At 68.0% G+C, this 23,112-nt stretch carries 18 protein-coding genes and 9 pseudogenes; 8 read left to right on the forward strand and 19 right to left on the reverse strand.

What is annotated here, in order from left to right; translation table 11 throughout:
* Positions 1 to 55: 55 nt before the first annotated feature.
* From QQK48_RS20760 to QQK48_RS17345, 14 genes and pseudogenes are all read right to left on the reverse strand, one after another.
* A complete protein-coding gene (locus QQK48_RS20760; RefSeq protein WP_348523727.1) occupies positions 56 to 631 on the reverse strand; it encodes a type II secretion system F family protein in 576 nt (191 codons plus the stop codon).
* Positions 632 to 633: 2 nt separating this feature from the next.
* A complete protein-coding gene (locus QQK48_RS20765) occupies positions 634 to 1,293 on the reverse strand; it encodes a type II secretion system F family protein (RefSeq protein WP_348523721.1) in 660 nt (219 codons plus the stop codon).
* Positions 1,294 to 1,374: 81 nt separating this feature from the next.
* A complete protein-coding gene (locus QQK48_RS17300) occupies positions 1,375 to 1,587 on the reverse strand; it encodes a hypothetical protein (protein ID WP_284329239.1) in 213 nt (70 codons plus the stop codon).
* Between the two features lie 115 nt (positions 1,588 to 1,702).
* Positions 1,703 to 1,768, reverse strand: a pseudogene (locus QQK48_RS20770) (hypothetical protein); the annotation flags it as partial.
* Positions 1,755 to 2,954: a type IV pilus twitching motility protein PilT gene (locus tag QQK48_RS17305; RefSeq protein WP_284329240.1), complete on the reverse strand. Its 1,200-nt coding sequence runs from the start codon at positions 2,952 to 2,954 to the stop codon at positions 1,755 to 1,757. The gene QQK48_RS17305 and the pseudogene QQK48_RS20770, both read right to left, overlap by 14 nt.
* 76 nt (positions 2,955 to 3,030) lie before the next feature.
* Positions 3,031 to 4,714 (reverse strand): annotated as a pseudogene (locus QQK48_RS17310) (GspE/PulE family protein).
* Between the two features lie 89 nt (positions 4,715 to 4,803).
* Positions 4,804 to 5,349 carry a shikimate dehydrogenase family protein gene (locus QQK48_RS20775; protein ID WP_348523722.1) on the reverse strand — a complete coding sequence of 182 codons (546 nt, stop codon included), beginning with the start codon at positions 5,347 to 5,349 and terminating at the stop codon, positions 4,804 to 4,806.
* Between the two features lie 97 nt (positions 5,350 to 5,446).
* Positions 5,447 to 5,662, reverse strand: a pseudogene (locus QQK48_RS20780) (shikimate dehydrogenase); the annotation flags it as partial.
* Between the two features lie 2 nt (positions 5,663 to 5,664).
* Positions 5,665 to 6,360: an endolytic transglycosylase MltG gene (gene mltG / locus QQK48_RS17325; protein WP_348523728.1), complete on the reverse strand. Its 696-nt coding sequence runs from the start codon at positions 6,358 to 6,360 to the stop codon at positions 5,665 to 5,667.
* Between the two features lie 437 nt (positions 6,361 to 6,797).
* Entirely contained in the window at positions 6,798 to 7,151 is a 354-nt protein-coding gene (gene ruvX, locus QQK48_RS17330; RefSeq protein ID WP_348523814.1) for a Holliday junction resolvase RuvX, read from the reverse strand.
* Positions 7,126 to 7,284, reverse strand: a pseudogene (ruvX, locus tag QQK48_RS20785) (Holliday junction resolvase RuvX); the annotation flags it as partial. The pseudogene ruvX (QQK48_RS20785) and the gene ruvX (QQK48_RS17330), both read right to left, overlap by 26 nt.
* Positions 7,285 to 7,292: 8 nt before the next feature.
* Positions 7,293 to 9,957, reverse strand: a pseudogene (alaS, locus tag QQK48_RS17335) (alanine--tRNA ligase).
* Positions 9,958 to 10,118: 161 nt separating this feature from the next.
* Positions 10,119 to 10,747: pseudogene (gene rpsD / locus QQK48_RS17340) on the reverse strand (30S ribosomal protein S4).
* Between the two features lie 161 nt (positions 10,748 to 10,908).
* Positions 10,909 to 12,262, reverse strand: a pseudogene (locus tag QQK48_RS17345) (replication-associated recombination protein A).
* Positions 12,263 to 12,339: 77 nt separating this feature from the next.
* Between QQK48_RS17345 and QQK48_RS17350 the strand changes: the two are divergent.
* The gene (locus tag QQK48_RS17350) at positions 12,340 to 12,606 is read left to right on the forward strand and encodes an ArsR/SmtB family transcription factor (protein ID WP_284327074.1); all 267 of its coding nucleotides are present in this window, start codon (positions 12,340 to 12,342) and stop codon (positions 12,604 to 12,606) included.
* Positions 12,596 to 14,293 carry an MFS transporter gene (locus QQK48_RS17355; protein ID WP_284329241.1) on the forward strand — a complete coding sequence of 566 codons (1,698 nt, stop codon included), beginning with the start codon at positions 12,596 to 12,598 and terminating at the stop codon, positions 14,291 to 14,293. Before QQK48_RS17350 ends, QQK48_RS17355 begins: the two co-directional genes overlap by 11 nt.
* Here QQK48_RS17355 and QQK48_RS17360 read toward each other — a convergent pair.
* Together QQK48_RS17360 and QQK48_RS17365 are read right to left on the reverse strand one after the other, a co-directional pair.
* A complete protein-coding gene (locus QQK48_RS17360) occupies positions 14,271 to 15,455 on the reverse strand; it encodes an S-layer homology domain-containing protein (RefSeq protein ID WP_284329242.1) in 1,185 nt (394 codons plus the stop codon). The two genes, QQK48_RS17355 and QQK48_RS17360, sit on opposite strands and share 23 nt — an antisense overlap.
* 105 nt (positions 15,456 to 15,560) lie before the next feature.
* Complete coding sequence (locus tag QQK48_RS17365) at positions 15,561 to 16,397, reverse strand: LysR substrate-binding domain-containing protein (protein ID WP_284329243.1); 837 nt, start codon at positions 16,395 to 16,397, stop codon at positions 15,561 to 15,563.
* A gap of 177 nt (positions 16,398 to 16,574) precedes the next feature.
* Between QQK48_RS17365 and QQK48_RS17370 the strand changes: the two genes are divergently transcribed.
* Positions 16,575 to 17,537, forward strand: coding sequence for an EamA family transporter (locus QQK48_RS17370; protein ID WP_348523723.1), 963 nt, complete (start codon positions 16,575 to 16,577; stop codon positions 17,535 to 17,537).
* Positions 17,538 to 17,588: 51 nt separating this feature from the next.
* Here the strand turns inward: QQK48_RS17370 and aspS are convergent.
* The 3 genes and pseudogenes from aspS to QQK48_RS20795 form a co-directional block, all read right to left on the reverse strand.
* Positions 17,589 to 19,374 (reverse strand): annotated as a pseudogene (gene aspS, locus QQK48_RS17375) (aspartate--tRNA ligase).
* Positions 19,375 to 19,469: 95 nt separating this feature from the next.
* A complete protein-coding gene (locus QQK48_RS20790) occupies positions 19,470 to 20,066 on the reverse strand; it encodes an ATP phosphoribosyltransferase regulatory subunit (RefSeq protein WP_348523724.1) in 597 nt (198 codons plus the stop codon).
* Positions 20,067 to 20,205: 139 nt separating this feature from the next.
* Entirely contained in the window at positions 20,206 to 20,817 is a 612-nt protein-coding gene (locus QQK48_RS20795; RefSeq protein WP_348523725.1) for an ATP phosphoribosyltransferase regulatory subunit, read from the reverse strand.
* Between the two features lie 259 nt (positions 20,818 to 21,076).
* On the opposite strand from QQK48_RS20795, the gene QQK48_RS17385 reads away from it, so the two are divergent.
* The 5 genes and pseudogenes from QQK48_RS17385 to QQK48_RS17405 all read left to right on the forward strand — a co-directional run.
* Positions 21,077 to 21,349, forward strand: coding sequence for a hypothetical protein (locus QQK48_RS17385; protein WP_284329244.1), 273 nt, complete (start codon positions 21,077 to 21,079; stop codon positions 21,347 to 21,349).
* Positions 21,318 to 21,716, forward strand: a complete 399-nt coding sequence (locus tag QQK48_RS17390; protein ID WP_284327079.1) for a peptidylprolyl isomerase — start codon at positions 21,318 to 21,320, stop codon at positions 21,714 to 21,716. Before QQK48_RS17385 ends, QQK48_RS17390 begins: the two co-directional genes overlap by 32 nt.
* Positions 21,713 to 22,180, forward strand: a complete 468-nt coding sequence (locus QQK48_RS17395; RefSeq protein WP_284329245.1) for a hypothetical protein — start codon at positions 21,713 to 21,715, stop codon at positions 22,178 to 22,180. The genes QQK48_RS17390 and QQK48_RS17395 overlap by 4 nt, the downstream gene beginning before the upstream one ends.
* Positions 22,092 to 22,583, forward strand: a complete 492-nt coding sequence (locus QQK48_RS17400) for a DUF349 domain-containing protein (protein ID WP_431308385.1) — start codon at positions 22,092 to 22,094, stop codon at positions 22,581 to 22,583. The genes QQK48_RS17395 and QQK48_RS17400 overlap by 89 nt, the downstream gene beginning before the upstream one ends.
* Positions 22,486 to 23,079, forward strand: a pseudogene (locus QQK48_RS17405) (DUF349 domain-containing protein); the annotation flags it as partial. The gene QQK48_RS17400 and the pseudogene QQK48_RS17405, both read left to right, overlap by 98 nt.
* Positions 23,080 to 23,112: the final 33 nt, after the last annotated feature.

Consider the following 23,112-nt stretch of genomic DNA (forward strand, 5'->3'; position numbering starts at 1 on the left):
TGTGTCAAGATCCCGGTCTCCCGGGATCCCCCGGCGCCTGTGGCGGCGCCGAAGCCTATGTCAGCCAATCAGGTCGAAGACCTTGAAGATCGGCATGTAGAGCGCGATGACCATGCCTCCGATGACCGAGCCGAGCACGGCAATCATGAGAGGCTCGATCAGGCTCGTGAGCCTGTTCGGTGGTGGACTCCACCTCTTGGTCGTAGAAGTCCGCGATCTTGTCCAGCATGGAGTCCAGCGCACCGGTGTCCTCACCGACCGCGATCATCTGCACCACCATGGGCGGGAAGACCGTGTGCTGGGCCAGCGGCTTCGAGAGCGAGTCGCCGCGGCGCACGGACGACTGCACGTCCTTGACTGCGTCCTCGACCACCACATTGCCCGAGGACTGGCCCACGATGTCCAGCGCCTGGAGGATCGGCACACCCGAGCGGACCATCGACCCGAAGTTGCGGCTGAAGCGCGACACAGCGATCTTCTGGATCAGGCCGCCGAACACCGGCGCCTTGAGCAGTAGCGGCTGGTACCTCCGCCGCACCGACTCCTTGTGCTTGTTCTTGCGCCACCACACCACGAACACGATGATGCCGACGATGAGCGGACCCACCGCGATCTTGAGGATCGCGGACATGGTCACCAGGATTTGCGTGGGAAGCGGAAGGCTCGCCGCCGAGGCCCTCGAACATGGTCGCGAACACCGGCACGATGAAGATCAGCATGGCCGCCACACCAAGGATGGCGATGAACAGCACCACCACGGGGTAGGTCATGGCGGACTTGATCTTGCCGCGCAGGCTTCACTTCTTCCTCGAAGTTCGCCGCGATGGAGACCAGCACCTCGTCGAGGAAACCGCCGACCTCGCCGGCCTTCACCATGTTGATCATGAGCGGCGGGAATGTCTCAGGGTGACGGCCAAGGGCTTTCGAGAAGGCCGAGCCGGTCTCCACGTCGCTACGGACCTCCATGACCACCTTCTGGAGAGCCTTGTTCTCCGTCTGGTCGGCCAGAATGGTCAACGCGCGCAGGAGCGACAGGCCGGAGGAGATCATCACGGCGAGCTGGCGCGACAGAATCGCGATGTCCTTGAGCCCGATGGTCTCGCCGAAACCGGGGATGGTGATGTCCGCGTTGAGGCCCTTGCCTCCCGCTTCCTCCACCATCAACGGCGTGAGTCCACGCTCCTGCAGGCGCGACGCCACCACCGAGGAGGACGGCGCCTCCATGGTGTTCTTATGAATCTTGCCCGAGGCATCGCGCGCGGTGAACGCGTACTTCTGGGTCTGAATCGCCATCGTTTACTCCCCTACGCGCGTCCGGCCCGGCCGCACAGGCGGTTGAACTCTTCGTAGGAGTGGCACATCTCTACCGCGTCGTCAAAACCGACGGTGCCGGCCTTGACGAGGCTCCGCGAGGTGCTGGTCCATGGACTGCATTCCCAGCGAGGCACCCGCTTGCATCGACGTGTGAATCTGGTGCGTCTTGCCCTCGCGCACCAGGTTCCTGATGGCAGGCGTCGCAACCATCAGTTCGACGGCGACCGCACGGCCGGGGCCATCGGCCCGCGGCAGAAGCGTCTGACAGACCACGCCCTGGATGGCGGCGGCGAGCCTGCGTACGCACCTGGCCCTGCTGCTCCGAGGGGAACACGTCGATCACGCGGTCCATGGTCTGCGCGGCATCCTGCGTGTGCAGGGTGGCGAACACCAGGTGACCGGTCTCTGCGGCGGTCAGCGCGACCTGGATGGTTTCCAGGTCACGGAGGCTCACCGATCAGGATGACGTCGGGGTCCTGACGCAGCACGTGCTTGAGCGCGTTGGCAAACGACTTGGTGTCGGTTCCCACCTCGCGCTGGTTCACGAGCGAACGCTTGTGGCGGTGCAGGAACTCGATGGGATCCTCGACCGTCATGATGTGACCACTGCGCGAGCGGTTCGCGAGGTCCACAAGCGACGCGAGGGTGGTCGATTTTCCCGAACCCGTGGGGCCCGTCACCAGGACGAGACCGCGCGGCAGGTAGGCAAACTTGGAGACGGCCTCGGGAACGCCCAAGGCCTCGAGCGCCTTGATCTCGTAGGGAATCACACGGAAGGCGGCACCGACGGCGTTGCGCTGACGGTAGATGTTCACACGGAAGCGCGCCTCGCCGATGAGCGAATAGGAGAAGTCCAATTCGAGGTGCTCGTCAAGGCTCTCGCGCTGCTTCTGCGTGATGATGCCGAAAATGGCCTTCTGGATGCCCTCAGGGGTGAGGCGATCGAAGCCTTCGACCGCCTTGAGTCCACCGTCGACGCGAATCATCGGAGCGGCGCCGGACGTGATGTGGAGGTCCGAGGCCTTGGCGGCGAGCATCGCGCGCAGCGCCGACTGGAGGTCGAAGTCGCCCTCCTGCTTCTCCTGGCCCATACCGAGGCGCGAGCCGCCCACGGGTGCGCTCGCCGCGGGACGTTGCGCCTGCGCGCCGGCGGGACGCTGCTGGCCCGCAGGGGCGGAAGGCTGCGCAGGCGCGGACTGCTGACCCATCATCGGCTGACGCTGGACGGGCTGCTGGCCAGACATCGGCTGACGCTGCACCGGCTGCTGACCGGACACGGGCTGCACGGCCGTCTGCTGCGCAAGGGCGGCACCGTACTGACCGGCCGCCGCCTGCGCCGTGGCCGCCTGCTGTGCGGCGCTCGGCTGGACGGCAGTCTGCTGGACACCGAACGGCTGACGCTGCACGGGCTGCTGGCCCGTGAGCGGCTGCGGGGGCGACGCGGGCTGCGGCGCCGAAAACTGCTGCGGGGCGGCCGCGGGCTGTCCGCCGGCAGGCGTCTGAGGAGTGAAGTGACCCATCGGCGGCTGCGCGGCGGAAGCCGACGAGGCTGCCTGACCCGGAACCTGCTGCTGACGCGCAGGCTGCACCGGGAAGTCCTCGGGCCGCTCAGGCAGGCCCTCGGGCATGAATGACGTCATCGTGTTTCCCTCGGCTTTTCGGCGGCACCCCTCGCACCACCGGTGGACACCTTATCGGCAGTTCTTTGCAGGGACGTTAACCGCAACGCCCTATTTCGCGACACGAAGCAGGCTCCTCAATCGAGGTGGTGCCATCCAGCACCTTGGCCCACCCATCCATGAGCAGCGTCTCCATGCCGTTGTCCTGTGCCGCACGGGCAATTTCGGCCGCCGAGGCCCGCGCCACGGCGAGACGTTCGATCTCCTCGTTCACGGACATCACCTCGTGCAGCGCGACACGTCCCCGGTAACCCGTGCCAGAGCAACGCTGGCAACCCGCCGGCCGCAGCACCGTCGGGAGCGGCGATCCGGACACAAAGCCCACATTGGCGGGAATCTCCGCCTCGTCTTCCACCACGTACTCGACGGCGCAGTGGGAGCACAAGCGGCGCGCCAGTCGCTGGGCCACCACGCAGTCCACCGCGGAGCCCACCAGGAACGGCTCGATGTCCATCTCGATCAGACGCGTGAGCGCCGACGGGGCATCGTTCGTGTGGAGCGTGGACAGCACGAGGTGACCCGTCAGTGCCGCCTCGATCGCGATCTGCGCCGTCTCGCCGTCACGGACCTCACCCAGCAGCACCACGTCGGGGTCCGCACGCAGAATCGACCGCAGCGCGGCGGCAAATGTCAGGCCCGCCTTCGGGTTCACCTGCACCTGGTTGATGCCGGGGATGCGGTACTCGACCGGGTCCTCGACCGTGATCACGTTGATCTCGGGGCGGGAAATCTGGTTCAGCGTCGCGTACAGCGTGGTGGACTTGCCCGAACCCGTGGGGCCCGTCACCAGGATCATCCCGTAGGGCTTGCGGAAGTTGACCGAGTACGCGGCGTAGTTCTTCTCGCGAATGCCCAGGTCCTCGAGTTCCAACGTCGCCGTCGAGTTGTCGAGGATACGCATGACGACCTTCTCGCCCCACACCGTCGGCAGGGTGGCCACACGGAGGTCCACCTTCTTGCCGTTGTGGGTGACGGACAGACGGCCGTCCTGCGGCTTGCGGCGCTCGGCGATGTCGATGTCCGCCATGATCTTGATGCGCGAGATCACGCCGCCCTGAATCGCCTTGGGGGCGTTCTGCATCTCGTGAAGCACGCCGTCGATGCGGTAGCGCACGCGGACGTCTCGCTCGGCGGGTTCGATGTGGATATCCGAGGCGCGGTCCTGAATGGCCTGCGTGATCAGCAGATTGACGAAGCGCACGATGGGCGCGTCGTCTTCCACGGCGGTCGACAGGTCGGCGAGGTCGGTGGCCTCCGCCTCGTCGTTGATCGCGCCCTGCAGGCTCGTCCAGTTCGGCGTCCGAACGGCAGTAGCGATCGATGGCGTTCAGCACGTCATCGTGCGCCGCCACCACCGGCAAAATCTGCATGCGGGTCAGCGTGCGGATGTCATCGACCGCGACCACGTTGCCAGGGTTGGACATGGCGATCTTCAGGATGTCGCCGTCGATCTGGATGGGCAGTGCGGCGTGACGCCTGCACACCGTGTCCGGCACCAGTGCCACCGCGGCACGGTCGACAGGGAAGTCACCGAGTTCGACGAACTCCATCCCCACCTGGCTGGCGAGCGCGCGCACCAACTGACCCTCGGAGATCATTCCCATCTCCACGAGGGTGCGTCCCAGCGACTGCCCACGACCGTGCTGCTCGTCGATCGCGTCCATCAGCTGGTCTTCTGTGAGGATGCCCTCCTCCATCAGAATGGTGCCCAGTTGCTTCACAAACGTCCCCTCATGCTGTCCAACCCCTGAGTAACGTATATCGGCTCGCCCTTGAGCCCCCTAGGGAGTGTGACAATTCCGACACACGGTCAGGCGTCGGGCAGGACCTTCGCCATGGCGTCGAGGGGCGCGGCCATGCCTGTCATGAGGCGGACCTGCTCTCCTGCCTGGTGCAACAGCATGCGCGTCCCGGGAACGAACGTTCCGCCCGCGGCGCGCCAAGCGGCCCCCAGCGGCGTCACCAGGGGCGAGTAGACCGCGTCCAGGAGCACCGCCTGGGGTCGCACAGGCCCCAGCGCCGGTACCAGCGCGGCTCCCGCCTCGGCCGGCACCGTGGACACCACGGCCTCGGCATCGGCCAGGTAGTGCGGCGCATCCTCGAGGGCCACGAAGCGCGGCTCCACGCCCATCTTGGTGGCGGCCCGCATCAGCCCACCGGCGCGGGCGCGGTTGCGCACCACGACCACGGGCCTGGTGACGCCGAGGCGTCCCAACGCTGCGAGCGCGGACGTCGCCGTCGCTCCCCCGCCGATCACGACTCCCTCGGTCGCCGCGCTCACCCCGCCCTCGGCCAGAGCCGCGACCACACCGTGAACGTCGGTGTTCGCGCCCACGAGTTGGAGGCGCGTGCCCACGGGTTGCACGAGCACGGTGTTGATGGCCCCGACCAGGCTTCGCCATGGGCTCGATGAACTCCACCAGCGGCATCGCGGCCACCTTGAGCGGCATCGTCAGCGACAGGCCGCCCCACGTGCCGTCCAGCGCCGCCACGAAGTCGGGCAGCGACTCCTCGGTCACGTCATACGCGTCGTACGTCCACGCGAGCCCGAGCGCCTTATACGCGGCACCGTGCAGCGCAGGCGACAGCGAGTGGGTGATGGGGTGCCCCAGCACCCCCGCCCGCCGAGAGGCGCCGGCCCCCGAAGGGCCGGCCACCGCATCGGGCATCGCTACTCCTCGTCGTCGGACGACTGGTTCTCCGCCACCCACTGGTTGAGGATCTCCACGTTGGCGAGGTGGTCCTCAAGGTTGGTCGCGTAGGCCGTCTCACCCGTCTCCAGGTTCACCGTGACGAAGTACGTGTAGTCGTGGTCGGCCGGGTTGACCGCCGCCTCGATGGAGGCCTCGCCCGGCGCCGCGATGGGCGTCGGCGGAAGGCCGGTGTACATGTACGTGTTGTACGGCGAGTCGATGAGGCGATCCTCCTCGGACGTCCACACGCCCTCGGATGGAGCGATGTACTTCACCGTGGAGTCGAACTGCAGCATCATGTCGATGTCGAGGCGGTTCATGATGACGCCCGCGATCATGGGGCGGTCCTCATCCTTCTTCGCCTCCTTCTCGACGAGCGACGCGATGGTGAGGATCCGCTCACGGTCCTCCTCCGCCACGTCGTACTTGTCGAGCATCTTGATGGTGGTGCTCACCATCGTCGACAGCATCTCCGCGGGCTCGACATCGGGGTTGAAGGTGTAGGTCGAGGGGAACAGCCAGCCCTCGAGATTGCCCTCCGCCTCGGCGGGAAGACCGAGCGCGTCGGTGTCCTCCGCGATCTCCGCCACCTCGTCCGCCGTATAACCGGTGAGGTTCGCGATGGCCTGGAAGTACGCGTCGACGGCCTTGCCCTCGGGAATCGTGATCTTCAGGCTCGTCGCGGTTGGAGGGCTCGAGCAACGCGTCCATCGCGTACTCCGCCTTCATCTCCTTCTGCATGAAGTAGTAGCCAGCGGTAATCGACAGCGACTCATCGGGGCGCGAGTTGAACTCCTGGATGAACGCCTCCGGCGACGCGATCACGCCCGCCTCGTACAGCGTCTGCGCCATGTCCGCACCGGCGTCGCCCTGCTCGATGATGACCTGCACCACGCCCTGGCCAGCGCCGTCGTAGTCAGCGACGGACGACTCGTCGCCACCGCCGGCGAAGGACTTGATGAAGTTCCAGCCGAGGGACACGCCCACGGCCACCAACACCAGTCCTACGGCCGACACGATGGCCGTCCACTTCCGGCGCGCAGCGCGCCGCTTCTGACGCTGCAAGCGCCTCAGGTCCAGCGACGTCGTCGTGTCGTCGGCCTCGAAAAAATCAGTCATCTCCACCCTCACGCGGGATCGTCTCAGTCACCTTACTCAGATTCCCCCGGCGTTCAATGTCCAACGCGCTCTCCAGGATCACCACTGCGGCGGCCTGGTCGATCACCTGACGCTGCTGCTTGGCGTTGCGTCCCGCCTGCCTCATCGAGGCTGATGCGGTGGCGGTCGAGAATCGCTCGTCGACCAAACGGACGACCGCCTCGCAACGTTCCGCGACCGCGGTCGCGATCGCCCGCGCGTCCTCCGCGGACGCACCCTGCGCGCCCGACAGGCTTGCGCGGCAGGCCCACGTAGACGGCCGTTGCCTCACGTTCGGCGACGATACCGACCAGGGCGTCGACCGCATCGGCCGTCGCGGTGTCGCCCTTGCCGCGCTGCACGGTGGTGACGGGGAACGCCATGAGGCCGTCGGGGTCGGATGCCGCGACGCCGATGCGGACCGAGCCCACATCGACGCCGAGGCGTACTCCTCTATCCACGCAGGCGCCTAGCCACGGGCCTCGATGGCATCGCGCACAGCGACGAGCGCATCGGCCACCTTGGCCGGGTCCTGGCCACCGCCCTGGGCGAGGTCCGGCTTGCCGCCGCCACCGCCACCGAGCGTCTGGGCCGCCACCTTGACCAGGTCACCGGCACGCACCCCCAGGTCACGGGCGGGACCGTTGGTCGCGATGACCACCTGGGGACGGCCACCGACCACGGCCGATGCCGCGACCACCACGGGCTTCGCGTCGCCAAGGCGGGTGCGGACGTCCGTCACGAGCGTGCGCAGGTCGTCTCCGTCGGCCGCGGTCGCCGACTCGTGCGCCACCAGGCGCACCCCGTTGACCTCGGTTGCGGTCTCCACCAGTTGGCCCGCCACCTGCTGCATCGCCTGCTGGCGGTACTGGGCGAGTTGCTTCTCCGCGTCGGACAGGCGCGTGAGCAGTCCGCCGATGCGGTCGCTCAGGCTCCTCGGGACGCGCCTTCAGCGTGCTTGTGAGCTCCGCCACGATGGAACGCTCGGCGGCAAGGTGGCTGAACGCATCGGCGCCCACGAGCGCCTCAATGCGGCGTGCGCCGGAGCCCACGGAGCCTTCGCTCGTGACGGTCAGCAGGCCGATCTGGCTCGAGTTCGCGACGTGCGTACCGGCGCACAGTTCGCGCGAGAACGGGCCACCGATCTCGACCACGCGCACGCGGTCGCCGTACTTCTCGCCAAACAGCGCCATGGCGCCAAGGTTCTTCGCCTCATCGAGGTTCATGACGTTGGTGCTGACCGGGAGTTCCTCGCGGATCGCACGGTTCGCGATGCCCTCGATCTCCTCACGGGCCATGGCGGTGACCGGGTTCCTCCACGAGAAGTCCAGGCGCATGTAGCCGGGCTTGTTGTACGAGCCGGCCTGGTTCGCGTCCGTGCCGAGCGTCTCGTGCAGCGCGGCGTGAATGAGGTGCGTCGCCGAGTGCGCCTTCGACGCCTGGTGACGGTTCACGCGGTCCACCTCGGCCGAGACCTGGTCGCCCGCGGCCACCTCACCCTCGGTGACGGTGACGGTGTGGACGATCACGTCGGCAACGGGCTTCTGCACGTCGATCACGTGCAGCGTCGCGTTTGCGCCGCGAATCTCGCCGGTGTCCGCGTCCTGGCCGCCGGACTCCGCATAGAACGGGGTCTCGGCAAGGATCACCTCGACGGTGTCGCCAGCGGTCGCCACGGGCACCGCGACGCCATCCTTGATGACAGCGGCGACGGACGTGGTCAGGGCAAGGCTCGTCGTAACCACGGAAGACGGTGGGCTGGAGGGCCTGGTAGACGCCCACATCGGCGTGGCCACCCTTCTTGGCCTTGGCGTCCGCGCGGGCGCGCTCCTTCTGCTCCGTCATGAGCGAACGGAAGCCCGCCTCGTCGACGGTCACGCCCTGCTCGGCCGCCATCTCCAGCGTGAGGTCAATGGGGAAGCCGAGGGTGTCGTGGAGGCTTGAAGGCATCGGCGCCGGACAGGCTGGTGCGGCCCGCCTTCTTCGCGCTGGCCACGGCCATGTCCAGCACCGTAGTGCCCTGCACCAGAGTGCGGCGGAACGCGTCCTCTTCGGTGGCGGCCACGTTGACGATCTTCTCGATGCTCGCGTCCAGGTCCGCGTACGAGGGCCGCATGGCCTCATACGAGGTGCGCACCAGCGACTCGATCGCGGGGTCCTCGACGCCCATGAGGCGCAGCGAGCGGACGGTGCGACGAATCAGGCGACGCAGCACGTAGCCGCGGCCCTCGTTGCCGGGGACGACACCATCGTGAATGAGCATCATCGACGAGCGCACGTGGTCCGCGACCACGCGCATGCGGACGTCGTCTTCCTCGTTGGCCTTGTACTGACGGCCCGAAAGGCTCCTGCGTGCGCGCGATGACGGGGAACACCTCGTCGATCTCGTACATGTTGCCCACGCCCTGCTTGAGGTACGCAATGCGCTCCAGACCCGCGCCGGTGTCGATCGCCTTCTGGTCGAGTTCGCGAATGAGCGGGTAGTCCTTGCCCGAGCCCTCGCCGCGCAGGTACTGGTCGAAGACCAGGTTCCAGATCTCGAGGTAACGGTCGCCTCCGGGGTCAACGATGCCGCCCACGGCGTCAGGACCGAACTCAGGGCCACGGTCGTAGTGCCACTCGGCACACGGACCCGCGGGACCGGGCTGGCCCGTGTCCCAGAAGATCTCCTCGCGCGTCAAGCGCACAATGTGCTCGGGGTCCACACCCACATTGGTGAGCGCGCTGAACGCCTCGTCGTCCTCGTTCCAGATGGTCACCCAGAAGCGCTCGGGGTCAAAGCCGTACTTGCCCTCGGACTCGGGTCCCGTCAGCAGGTCCCACGCGAAGTCGATCGCGCCTTCCTTGAAGTAGTCGCCGAAGGAGAAGTTGCCCAGCATCTGGAAGAACGTGCCGTGACGGGTGGTCTTGCCGACCTCTTCGATGTCCTTGGTGCGGATGCACTTCTGGACAGAGGCGATGCGGGGGTGCGGCGAGGTCTCCGTACCGATGATGTACGGGATGAACGGCACCATGCCTGCGACGGTGAACAGCAGCGACGGGTCGGGCGAGACCAACGAGGCGCTGGGCTCGATGTGGTGGTCCTTCGACTCGAAGTAGTCGATCCAGCGCTGCCTAATGTCAGCGGTGCGCATCTCAGTCCTCCGTCGCGGGGGTGCGGGCGGTCTCGCCCGGGTGAGGGAAGCATCGGCCATATGCCCGATGCCGGGAGTCAAGTCCCAAGTATGACAAAGCCGCTGGGCCCGGAAGGACCGGGACCCAGCGGCAAAGTGTGTCTTGCTGGTACTGCGCTCGCTTAGCGGGCGTAGTACTCGACGACGAGCCTGAACCTCGCAGGTCACGGGGACCTCGGCACGCTCGGGACGGCGGACCAGGCGGCGGTCAGGCTTCTCGAGGGTGACGTCGAGGTAGTCCGGGACCTCGGGGAGCACGTCACGGTGCGCGCCAGCGGCGGCAGCCATGTAGGGCTCCATGGTGACAGCCTTGGGCTTGACCTGGATGGTCTGGCCGGGCTTCACGCGGAACGAGGGGCGGTCGACGATCTGACCGTCCACGAGGATGTGGCGGTGCAGAACGGCCTGACGGGCCTGCAGGATCGTGCGGCCGAAACCGGCACGCAGGACCAGCGCGTCGAGACGCATCTCGAGCAGGCTCGACGAACGCGTCACCGGTACGGCGCGAGTCCTTGCGAGCCTCCTCGAAGACGCGGGTCATCTGCTTCTCACGCAGGCCGTACTGGGCGCGAAGACGCTGCTTCTCGCGCAGACGAACGGCGTAGTCGCTTTCCTTGCGGCGGGCGGTACGACCGTGCTCGCCGGGCGGGTAGGGACGCTTCTCGAAGTGCTTCACGGCCTTCGGCGTCAGGGCGAGGCCGAGGGCACGCGAGAGCCGCACCTGGCGGCGTGCCTTCTGAACTGAAGTCATTCTTGGTGTTCCTTGCTTGATTGCCTCTGAGTGCGGGCGCGGTCGCCCGAACTCAGATCACGAGAGATGTCGCGGCGACAGCAGCCAACCGTCCGCGAGGGCTCGACAATCCTAGCAGGTCAGGCGGGGGCGCGGCGGAGAAGCACGGGGTGTCGCTGCGGTCAGGAACCGTCGCGTCCGAGCATGTCCCTGATTCGCGCCATGCGGTCCGTCACGGTGCGTTCAAAGCCGTACTCGGTGGGCTGGTAGTAGCGGCTGCCGCGCAGCGAGTCCGGGAGGTACTCCTGGTGCGCCACGCCGCCGGGGGCATCGTGACTGTAGACGTAGGACTTCCCGTGGCCGATGCGCTCGGCACCCGCGTAGTGCGCGTCACGAAGATGCTGGGGCACCACGCCCGCCTTGCCCGCGCGCACGTCCGCGATCGCGGCGTCGATGGCGCGGTAGGAACGGTTGGACTTGGGGGCCGTCGCAAGATACGTCGTCGCCTCGGCGAGCGGGATACGCCCCTCGGGCATGCCAATGAACGTCACGGCGTCCGCCGCTGCTTGCGCGATCACGAGCCCCTGAGGGTCAGCCATGCCGATGTCCTCACTCGCGAGGATCACGAGGCGCCGCGCAATGAACCGGGGTCCTCCCCGCGACCACCATGCGCGCCAAGTAGTGCAGCGCGGCATCGACGTCCGAGCCGCGCACCGACTTGATGAAGGCGCTGATGACGTCGTAGTGCTGGTCGCCCGACTTGTCGTAGGCGACAAGAGCGGCGTCCATGGTGCGCTCGGTGATCTCCCCCGTGATCTCCGGCAGCGCGTCCTGTGTGCTGGAGCCCAGGCCCAGGGCGGCATCGGCCACCGCTTCGAGGAGGGTGAGTGCCTTGCGTGCGTCGGCGCCGGCAACCCGCAGGATGTGTTCGCGGGCCTGGGGCGCGAGGTTCACCCTGCCGTCGAGTCCTCGTGGGTCCGCCACGGCGCGGTCGAGGAGCGCGCCGACGTCCTCGCTGGCAAGCGGCTGCAGGGTGAGCAGCAGGGAGCGCGACAGGAGCGGCCCCACCACGGAGAAGGCGGGGTTCTCGGTGGTCGCGCCGATGAGCGTGACCCAGCGGTTCTCGACGGCGGGAAGCAATGCATCCTGCTGGGTGCGCGTGAAGCGGTGGATCTCGTCGACGAAGAGGACGGTCTCGCGCTCCCCCGTGGCGATGCGACGTTTGGAGTCGTCGATCACCGCACGCACGTCCTTGATGCCCGCAGTCACTGCGGACAGTTCGACGAAGCGCCTGTTGCCCGCGACCAGGTACGCGAGGGTGGTCTTGCCGGTGCCCGGCGGACCCCACAGGATGACCGAGGTGGCAGGAGCGGCCTCCCCCACGAGCCGGCGTAGCGGCGCGCCGTCGTGGAGCAGGTGCGCCTGACCCACGACCTCGTCGAGCACGCGAGGCCGCATGCGCACTGCGAGCGGCGCGGTGGGTCCGGGCTCTGGAACGCCGCTTCCCGTGCGCTCGGTCGACTCGAACAGGTCCATGTGGCCCACCCTAGTTGCCCGGGGTGACATTCTGGTTCGCTATTGAAAGATTCCTTTCGAAAGGATACTTTCAAAGCATGACAGACTCACCGGCCCCGCAGCAGACGGCCCCCACCACCCCTGACGCGCCGTGGCCCACCCGGGAGATCACGGACCCGAGCGAACTGCGCGCCCTCGCGCACCCCGTACGGTTCGCGCTCCTCGACCTGCTCGCCGCCGGTCCCCTCACCGCCACCCAGTGCGGTGAGCGCCTAGGCCAGACCCCCGCTAACTGCTCGTACCACCTGCGTCAGGCTCGAGCGCTTCGGGCACGTCACCCGCGCCGAGGGCGGCGTGGGGCGTGAGAGACCGTGGAAGATCCGCTCCGAGGGGATCACCTGGGACACGTCAGGCCAGCCGGGAGCCGCGCAGGACCGCGCCGCCGACGCGCTATCCGACGTGATCGAGGACTACCGCTTCGGCGCCTGGAGGTCATACCGCGCGCGCCGACGCGACGAGCCCGAACAGTGGCGCGCCGCGGACATGTCTACCGACGTTGTCGCATGGATGACGGCCGCAGAACTGACCGAGGCTCAAGGGGCAGATGATGGCGCTCTTCGCCCCCTTCGTGGACCGCGACCAGGCCCCCGAACGCCGCCCGGACGGCGCCCGCGCGGTGCGCTACTTCGGCTACGCCTACCCAGGCGACGAACGATGACCTCCCCCACCACAGTGGTGCGCCGCCGCTTCGTCACCCTCACCGCCCTGCGCTGGCTCCCTACGGGTCTCGTCGCCCCCACCTTCGTGCTGCTCCTGAGCGCACGTGGGCTGTCGCTGGCCACCATCGGTCTCCTCACTGCGCTCTACAGCGCCACCACCGTGCTGAGCGAACTTCCCACCGGCGGCCTCGCCGACGTGCTGGGACGCCGCCCCGTCATCGTCGCCGCCGCACTCGTCAGTGCTGCATCGGCCATCATGCTGGCCGTATCGACGACGCTGCCGTGGCTGATCGCCGCCGCCGTGGTGATGGGGTTGGCGCGCGCCCTCGACTCGGGCCCCCTCGAGGCCTGGTACGTGGACGCGGTGCATGCGGTCGAGCCAGGGGCAGACCTCACGCCTGGCCTCGCGCGCGCCGCGATGGCGGAGTCGGTGGCGTTGTCCGCGGGCGCACTCGCCTCTGGCGCGGTCGTGGCCTGGGCGCCGATGCCGACATCGGACGCGCTCGTCATCGCACTCTCACTGCCCTTCCTTCTGAAGGCCGCTCTCACCCTCGTGCAGTTGGTGTTCGTCGCACGCTGGGTGCACGACGACGTGGCCGCCACCACCGCCAGCGAAGCGGCCGACGCGACCGCGGGTGGTCGCGTCGCACGCATCGTGGCGAACGCCACCGCCACCTCGCGGGACGTGCCCCACGCCATCGGACGCGGCGTACGGCTCGCGGTGGCGCGCCACACGCTACGCCGGCTCCTCCTCCTGACCGCAGCCTTCGGCGCCGCTCTCGCCGGCATCGAACTCCTGGCGCCGTCCCACGCCGCCAACCTGCTCGGCGGCACAGCCAACGCCGCCGGTCCCTACGCCGTCCTCGTCACTGCGGGCTTCCTGGGCTCCGCCGCCGGGTCGGCGCTCGCGCCCCTGGCAGGTCGACTCGCGCGGCGCTCGTCCCGTGCCGCCGCGCTGGCGGTCGCGGGCGCCGCCGTCTCCCTTGCCGTGGTCGCTGCGCCGTTCGCGGGCATCGCCGCCGCGGCTTTCATCGGGTTCTACGTGCTGCTGGGAGTCGCCTTCCCGCTGACGCAGACGCTGATGCATGCCGAGGTCACCGCGACCGAACGCGCCACGATGCTGTCACTGAACTCGATGGCCCTCCAGTCCACCGCCATCGTCATCACCGCGACACTCGGGGCGCTCGCGGTCGCCACGTCGACCGCCCTTGCGTTCGCGGTGATCGCGGTGGTGCTCGGGCTGGGCTCTCTCACCCTGGTGCGGTGGCCGCACGACCCGGCCCCGGCATCGGCCGGGACCACGTCGGCGACTACCGCCGAGGCATCGGCCTAGTAGACGGCGTCGTAGTAGTCGCGCGGGTCGAACACCGCATCCATGTAGTAGAGCGAACGCCACCGGTGGAAGACACCGCGGTCGGAATTGGTGCCCGTGCCGTCCGACGTGTTGCCCTCGTAGAACCAGGCTCCGGAGGCTCGTGACGCGGTCCACGATGGCCGCGTGGCTGGTGCCGTCTCCGGCATGCCAGTTCATGAGCACCACGTCGCCGGGATCCAGGTCCGAGAGGCTGACGTTCCAGTCGAGCACGCCCTCGGACTGCAGGCTGCTGACGAAGGACGGCGAACCGTAGGCTCGAGTCGAAGTACTTCTCCTTCGGCACGTAGCCCGGGTAGCCCGCGGCCTCAAAGACCCACGACACGTACACGGAGCACCACGCGCTGCTGCCGCCGATCCAGTCGTTGTACTTGTTGTTGCGGAAGGACGGCTCGCGGTAACCGACCTGCGAGCGGGCGGTCGCGAGAATCTCGCTCGGCTTCCACGTCACCTTTGGCGGCACGTAGGTGGGCGCCTTGTACGAGGACTTTCCGTAGCCGCGGAAGAGGAACGCGGCGGTCGCCGCACGCGAGGTGCCGTCGTAGGGACGGAACGTGCCGTCAGCGAAGCCGGTGGTCATACCGGTGGAGGCGAGCCACGAGACCTCCTTGTAGAACTTCGACGACGTACGCATGTCCTTGAACCGAGACGACGACGGCGGCGAGTAGGACGGCGAACCCTTGAAGCGATAGAGGAACGCGGCCATCGCCGAACGTGAGATGGGCTCGTCGGGGCGGAACGTGCCATCCGACCAACCCCGAGAGATCCCCTTGCGGTCCAGCCACACGATCTCCCGGTAGAACTTGTCGCTCTTACTGACGTCCTTGAAGGGCGACGAGCCGGGCAGGGAAACCGACGGCTTACCCGCCAGACGGTAGAGGAACGCCGCGAAGGCCTCGCGTGAGACCTCCCAGTTGGGGCGGAACGACTTGTCCGCGAATCCGGTGGTGATGCCCTTGGAGGTCAGCCACGAGATCTCGCGATAGAACTGATGCGAGCCGGTCACATCCCTGAAGCCCGTGGTCGCGGCCTGCGAGGGTTGAGGGGTCACCGTCACGAGGGCCACCGCCATGGTGGTGATGACTGCCCAGACGGCTACTTTTCTGCTGGCGCTTCGCTGCACGTCGACTCCTTGCATGGTGCTCCTGCCTGCACCCCGGGGCGAGCGCATTCCGCCCACCGTAACCCGCCACATATGAGAATGCCCCTCAGAAGCGCGGGCCCGCCCTCAGGAGGTGCGCGTGGGTGCCGTGGACGTACGGGCCGGCCGAACGCGCTCCTCGAGAGTTGCCCCCACCTCGGCCAGAAGGTCCACCACGGCACTCACGGCGCGGCGCTGCGCACGGTCTCGCCGCGCCAGCGCCACGATGCTCCTGGTTGCGCGCACCCCGGTGAGCGGCAGCAACACCAGTCCGGCGCTCGCAGGCGTTGAGAAGCGAGGGAGAAGCCCGACCCCGTGGCCCGCCTCCACCAGAGACTCCACCAGGCGGTTGTCCCGCACCCGCGCGATGCGGTTCAGGGGCACCCCGCTCGCCGCCTCGATCGACTCGTGAATGGTGCCGAAGGGATACCCGGGCGGTACCGCCACCCAGGGCTCATGACAGACGTCCGCAGGCCCGACGGCATCCCTCGAGGCGAGGCGGTGGTGTGAGGGGACGGCGACGTCGATGGGCTCGCGCAACACCACCCGGGACACGAGCCCGTGCGCGCCCGCGGGAACATCGGCGCTCAGACTGTGCGCGATGACGAGGTCGGCGTCCGCGGTGCGTGCGGCGTAGTCAGCCTCGGCGAGATCGAAGTCATCGAGGACTACGTCGATCAGGGTGTCGGCAAGCCGCGTGAACAGGCCCGGCATGAGGGCGGCGCCCGCGCTGGGAAGGGTCCCGATCTTGACCGTGCCCGCGGGCGCTCCCCTGCCGGCGTCCAGCCTCCCCTGGACTCGCGCGACAGCGGTCAAGACATCGTCGGCGCCATCGGCGAGGATCTGACCGGCCCACGTGAGTCGTAGCCCCCGCGAGTAGGGCTCCACCAGCGCCACCCCCAGTTCGCGCTCCGCGGTCTTCAACTGCTGCGACAGCGCCGAGGGCGTACGAAAGGCTCGCCTCTGCGACGGCCGCCAACGTGCCCCTGTCTCGCAGGTCCCGCAGCAGTTCCAGGTGGCGCACTTCCATGAAGGCTCCCTACATAGTTAAGGCCTTCATTATTGCTGGTGCATTCACACTCCACCAGCGAGACTCGGGCCATGCCCACCCGCCACGTCCTCCTCGCCTTGACCGTCGCCGTGCTCTGGGGCCTCAATTTCCTCGCCATCCACGCCTCGCTTGAACAGTTCCCGCCGCTCTTCCTCGTGGCGCTACGGTTCGGGATCATCGCCATCCCCACCGTGCTCTTCGTCCCGCGCCCCCGTGTCCCGTGGAAGTGGCTCATCGCCTACGGGCTCGGCTTTGGCACCCTGCAGTTCCTGTTCCTGTATGCGGGCATGACCGCAGGGTTCCCCACGGGACTCGCATCGCTCGTCCTCCAAGCATCGGCCCCCTTCACCGTGCTCCTCGGCGCAGCCTTCCTCGGCGAGCGCCTCGGGCGCCGAGCCCTGACCGGCATCGGCGCCGCCAGCGCGGGCCTCGTGGTGGTGGGCCTTTCGTACGGCGATGCGGCACCGCTCGGGCCCTTCTTGCTCGTACTGTGCGGGGCGCTTGGATGGGCCTTAGGCAACATCGCCAGCAGGCAGGCCCGTGCCGACAAGCCTCTGAATCTCGTGCTGTGGATGAGCATCGTGCCGCCGCTGCCGATGCTCGCACTGTCGCTTGGCGTCGAGGGTCCAGCCCGCATCGGGGACGCTATCGCTACCTCGCTGAGCCCGGCCGCGATTCCGGCGTGGATCGGCCTCGCCTACACGATTGCGCTGGGCACGCTGCTCGGGTCAGGGATCTGGGTGTGGCTGATGGCACGTCACCCCGCGGGGTCGGTCGCACCGTTCTCGATGCTGGTTCCGGTCGTCGGCATCGCCGCCGCATGGATCGTCCTCGACGAACGCCCCGCGTGGCTCGAGGCTCGCGGGCGGCGTGCTCATCGTGGGCGGGGTGCTGTGGGCCTCACGGCAGCAAGGCTCGGGACTCCAGCCAGCCGCACCCTGGGCAGCCCGCCACCGCATCGGCGCTCCCCTAGATGCACCAAATGGATCCATTTGTCTCATGTCAGCGCTTAGACGAGACAAATGGATCCATTTGACGGAAAGACGGTGGGTGCTGCGGAAGGGTTAGGCGGTGGGAGCCTCCGCGGCCTCGTCGTCCACCTCGGCGACATAGTCCACGCCAGCCTCCGCGCGCTGCTCGTCCGTAATGGGAGCGGGCGCCGAGGTCAGCGGGTCGTAGCCGCCACCCGACTTCGGGAACGCGATGACGTCGCGGATCGAGTCCGCGCCCGTCAGCAACGCCACGATGCGGTCCCAACCGAACGCGATGCCGCCGTGCGGAGGCGCGCCGAACGAGAAAGCCTCGAGCAGGAAGCCGAACTTTTCCTGAGCCTCCTCCTCGCCGATGCCCATGACCTTGAACACGCGCTCCTGCACGTCCTGGCGGTGGATACGAATCGAACCGCCACCAATCTCGTTGCCGTTGCAGACGATGTCATACGCGTAGGCGAGCGCGTTGCCGGGGTCGGACTCGAACGAGTCGAGCCACTCGGGCTTGGGAGAGGTGAATGCGTGGTGCACGGCGGTCCACGACGAGTGGCCGAGCGCCACGTCGTCATCGTCCGCGTCGACAGCCTTGAACAGCGGCGCGTCGACCACCCAGCAGAACTCGAAGCGGTCGGGGTCCATCAGGCCCAGACGGCGTCCGATCTCCAGACGTGCGGCGCCGAGCAGGGCGCGTGACGCACCCGGCTTGCCGGCCGCGAAGAACACGCAGTCGCCGGGGTTCGCACCCGTGGCCTCGGCCAGTCCCGCGAGTTCTGCCTCGGAGAGGTTCTTGGCCACCGGCCCGGTCAGGGTGCCGTCCTCCTGCACCAAGACATACGCGAGGCCCTTGGCACCGCGCTGCTTGGCCCATTCCTGCCACGCGTCGAGGGTCTTGCGCGGCTGCGACGCGCCTCCGGGCATGACGACCGCACCGACGTACTCGTTCTGGAACACCCGGAACGGGGTGTCCTTGAAGTACGCGGTGAGTTCGGTGAGTTCGAGGCCGAAGCGCAGGTCGGGCTTGTCCGAACCGAAGCGAGCCATAGCGTCGTTGAACGTGATGCGCGGGATCGGCGTCGAGATCTCGACACCGATGAGGCTCCACAGTTCCTTGACGATTTCCTCGCCAAGGGCGATGACGTCGTCCTGGTCGACGAAGGCTCATCTCGATGTCGAGCCTGAGTGAACTCGGGCTGGCGGTCTGCGCGGAAGTCTTCATCGCGGTAGCAGCGAGCGATCTGGTAGTAGCGCTCCATGCCGGCCACCATGAGCAGGCTGCTTGAACAGGCTGCGGCGATTGCGGCAGCGCGTACCAGGACCCCGGCGCAAGGCGCGCGGGCACCAGGAAGTCGCGAGCACCCTCGGGCGTCGAACGCGTCAGCGTCGGCGTCTCGATCTCGAGGAACTCGTGGCGGTCGAGCACGCGGCGTGCCGCCTGGTTCGCCTTGGAGCGCAGCACCAGGTTGGCGCGCGGCTGCGGACGGCGCAGGTCGATGTAGCGGTACTTGAGGCGAGCCTCCTCGCCGACGGTGACGTGCTCATCCACGGGCATCGGCAGCGGCGCGGCCTCGTTGAGGATGGTCACCTCGGAGACGACCACCTCAATCTCACCGGACGGGAGGTTGGGGTTCGCGGAACCTGCGGGGCGCTCGCGCACTTCGCCCGTCACCTGCAAGACGTACTCGTTGCGGAGGCTGTGGGCCACCTCCTCGCGGATGACGACCTGGGCGAAACCCGAGGCGTCACGCAGATCAATGAACGCCACGCCGCCGTGATCGCGGCGACGCCCGACCCATCCGGCCAGAGTGACGGTGGTGCCCGCGTCGGTGGCGCGGAGGTTTCCTGCGAGGTGGGTGCGAAGCACGATCAACCTTTCTGGGCACGCTAGACGGGCGTGCCGGTTCGCTTGAGGGTTGCGGTCAAGTCTAGGGCCCACGCTGTGGGCCGGTGGCGTCAGCCTTACGGGCGGACGATGCCGGGACGGGCGTCCTCGGCGGGCGGCACCCAGGCATCGGCATCAGCAGGCGCCTGGTCACCCGAGCGGATGTCCTTCACCTCGCCGTCGCCGTCCGCACCTGGGAACCACACGAAGGGAATCGCGCGACGGTCCGCGAACTGAATCTGCTTGCCGAACTTCGCGGCGGTGGGCGACACCTCACAGGCGATGCCACGGGCTCGCAGGCGGTCGGCGATGGTCGCGGACTGCGCTCGCGAGTCCTCGTCGATCACGGCGACGAGGACGGCGCTCGGGACACCACGATTGGCCCTCGCGAGGCCCGCGCCCAGCATGCGGCTGAGCAGACGCGAGACGCCGATCGACATACCGACGCCGGGGAAGCCCCCACCGGCGACGAGCGAGTCATACCGGCCGCCCGAACAGATGGACCCCAGGTCTTCGTGCCCCTGCAGGAACGTCTCATAGACCGAGCCCGTGTAGTAGTCGAGTCCGCGTGCGATCCGCAGGTCCGCCACCGCGGTACCCGGCACGGCCGCGTTCACACCCTCGACCAGCGCCACCAGGGCCGCGATGCCTGCGCTGAGCCTGCTCCTGCGCATCGGCCACATCCTCGATGGTGGTGGTCGTCGCCCACAGGTCCTCGATCGCAGTGGCGAACGAGCCGTCGGTCGCGCTGATGCGCGCAAGGCTCCAGGATTGCATCGGTCGCCGTGACGGCGATGCCCTTCTCGGTGAGGCTCAGCGCGCACCCCGTCGGGGCCGATCTTGTCGAGCCTTGTCGACGCTTCGGAGCGCACCAGCGACGTCCTCGATGCCCACGCCGCGGTAGAAACCGTCGACGAGCCGGCGGTTATTGACGTGCATCGTCACCGCGGGCAAGGGCAGCGATGCGAGCGCGCGCGCCATGACGACGGCCACCTCGACCTCGAGGTGCGCGGGCAGGTTGTCCCGGCCCACGATGTCGATGTCGGCCTGATAGAACTCGCGGTAACGACCCTCTTGCGGCCGCTCACCGCGCCACACCTTCTGAATCTGGAAGCGACGGAACGGGAACGCCAGGTCGTTCTGGAACTCCTCCGTGTAGCGCGCGAACGGCACCGTCAGGTCGAAGTGAAGCCCCGGCTTCGCCTCGGAGTCCTGCTCCGCCCCCAGCCGGCCAAGCGTGTAAATCTCCTTGGCGGCATCGGACTTGCCTGCGAGGCGGTCCAGAGTCTCGACCACTCGCGTCTCGATCTCGGCGAAACCGTGAAGGCGGAAGACCTCCTTCAAGGAGTCGATCACCTGCGCCTCCACCACGCGGTCGGCAGGGGTCCACTCGGGGAATCCGGACAGGGGTCGCACTCGGGCCATGACGGCCATTGTTCCATCCTGACTGGTGGAACCCTGTCCACTCACGACCCCACCCCTAGACTGACGCGCGAACAGCCACTGAGACGTTGAGGTGACATGACCACCAAGAAGCAGGCCAAGGCCAACGCCAAGCGCCAGCACTCCAAGGCTCGAAGCGCGTCAGGCCGCGAAACGAGCCGCGCACGAGCGCCGCATCAGGATCGTCGCAGCGATCACGGTCGCCGCGCTCGTCCTCGGTGCCGCCTCCACCCTCATCGTGATGGCCGTCATCAACAGCGGGAACGACGACGTGGCCGCGACGCCCACGCAGACGGCCGATGCCTCGGCGAGCGACGACGCCATCAGCACTTCCTCAGGATGGGCCAACTCCCCCGAACCCCCGGACCCCTCGACGGCCGAGTCCAGGCAATGGTCCGCGACCATCGCGACCAACCTCGGTGACATCACCGTGACTCTTGACGGCGAGAACGCTCCCCAGGCCACCGCAAGGCTTCATCGCGTTGGCCCAGGACGGCTACTTCGACCAGACTGAATGCCACCGCATCACCACTAGCGGCATCTACGTGCTCCAGTGCGGCGACCCGACGGCCACAGGAACGGGCGGTCCCGCCTACTCGTACGGACCCATTGAGAACGCTCCCGCGGACGACGTTTACCCGGCTGGCACCCTCGCGATGGCACGGGTGGGCGGCGACGGCGAATCCATGGGAAGCCAGTTCTTCATCGTCTACGACGACTCCACCATCCCCTCCGACTCGGCCGGCGGCTACACAGTGTTCGGGCAGGTCACGGAGGGTTTGAGTATTGTTGAGGGCGTTGCCAGTGCCGGAACCATCACAGGCGAGTCCGACGGACAGCCGGCACAGTCCGTCATCCTGAACGAGGTGTCTGTATCGTGACCACCCCCAAGCCCAAGCCGACCCCCAAGCCCGGCCCCCGTCCCGGAACCCCCAGCCCCGTCGTGCTCGCCCAGCACGCGACCCACCCCGTGAAGGTTCCGGTGGTTGCTGAGGTCACCGACGAGCAGGTCGAGACTGCGAAGGGCTTTGGTGCCATCGAGGGCGAGTCCGTTGTCGTCACCATCGGCGACGAGAAGGTGACCGTGGGAGCCGCCACCGGCGACGACCCGCTGGCCCCGTACGCGAAGGCGTTCTACGAGCTCTCGGCGTCGATCGAGCGCTTCCACGCACGCCTCGCGTCCGCGGAGGCTCAGCCCCAAGGACATCGACGACTCGATCGGCGCGCTCTCGCCGCAGTTGGAGACCCCGGCCGTGGTGGGCGACGTCGCCGCGTTGCGTACCCGGTTCGCGGAGGTCGAGAAGGAAGCGCTGGAGACGCGCGAGCGGATTCAGGCCGAACGTGACGCCGCACGCGCCGAGGCGCTCGCTGCCCGCGAGGAGATCGTGGTGAAGGCCGAGGCCATCGCCGCGAAGCCCGAGTCCCAGGTGCACTGGAAGAACGACACCGCCGAACTGCGTGCCCTGCTTGACACGTGGAAGGAAGCGCAGCGCAGCAACGCGCGCATCGCGAAGGATGCCGAGCGCGAACTGTGGAAGCGTTTCACCGCCGCCCGCTCGGGATTCGAGAAGGCACGCAAGCACCACTTCGCGCAGGCTCGACAAGGACAACGCTCAGGTCGCCGGCCGCAAGGAGGACCTTGTCGCCCAGGCCGAACGCCTCGCAGAGTCCTCCGATTGGGACCGCACGGCGCGCGCCTTCAAGGACCTCATGGGCGAGTGGAAGACCGCTGGCCGTGGTCGCCGTAGCGTCGACGACGCGCTGTGGAAGCGGTTCCAGACGGCCCAGGACGCGTTCTTCGACGCGCGCCGCTCCGCCTCGGACGCCGAAGACGAGGCCCTCGCGGGCAACGTCGAGGCGAAGGAGGCCGCGGTGGTCGAGGCCGAGGCTCTGCTGCCCCTGACCGACCTCGACAACGCGAAGCGACAGTTGCGTGCGATCCAGGACCGCTTCGAGGACGCCGGCCGGGTGCCGCGTGCCGACGTGGCTCGCCTCAACAAGCGCATGGGCGTGGTCGAGAAGGCCGTCCGCGACGCCGAGGACGCCCAGTGGAACTCCCGCAACCCCGAGCAGAGCGTCGCGCCACGGGTGCCGCCGCCCAGGCTCGAGGCCGCGATCGGCGAACTCGAGGCCGATCTCGCCGCCGCGAAGGAGGCCGGAGACAAGCGCAAGGTGAAGGAGGCCGAGGAGGCCCTCGCCGCCCGCCGCGCCTGGCTTGAGCAGATCCAGGGAGTGGTGTCCTAAGACACCCACCCAGCCACCAGGGGCCGGGGATGC

Origin of the sequence: Demequina litorisediminis (assembly GCF_030161615.1) — a bacterium.
Classification (GTDB): Bacteria; Actinomycetota; Actinomycetes; order Actinomycetales; family Demequinaceae; genus Demequina; species Demequina litorisediminis.